We start from the raw sequence: 474 nt of genomic DNA on the forward strand, positions 1-474 counted from the left end.
GTGCCGCACGCTTCCTGCCTGCTGCATTCCAGAATGTTCAGGCACCCCCGAAGCTGCGCCGTGGTCGCGCCGCAAGCTCGGATGATGAGTGAAAAGTTGTAGAAAATGCTTGACACGATTTCGGAAGAGTGTATAATTTTGCACCCTTCTGAGTTTTGAAGTAGATTGTGGTTTGCGGTGACACGCTGGGTAGTGTGTTAGCACAAGCCGCGATCGTGGTAGTAAATACGTAGTGTGTAAGATTGCTCAGACGTGAGCATAACCAACCCCGAAAGGAAGAAGCAAGATGGCAAAGGCAGCAAAGACGAAAGCAGCACCGGCAAAGACGGCAGCAAAGGGCGCGGCAGCAAAGGAAAAGGCAGTGGCTCTGGCCGCAGCGAAGGCAGCAGCTCCGCAAGGTCAAGTTTTCGTCCGTGTCACGAACAAGGCAACGGCATCGAAGAAGCCGGATAGTGGCGCATACTACGCAGAAGG

At 53.8% G+C, this 474-nt stretch carries 1 protein-coding gene; it reads left to right on the forward strand.

All coding sequences use genetic code 11. The features are described 5' to 3' along the window. Positions 1–286: 286 nt before the first annotated feature. A partial coding sequence (locus AC1RPU_RS07845) for a hypothetical protein (RefSeq protein ID WP_481769620.1) occupies positions 287–474 on the forward strand: 188 nt, incomplete at its 3' end.

Source organism: Dellaglioa sp. CoH-55-MRSF-7 (assembly GCF_056782235.1).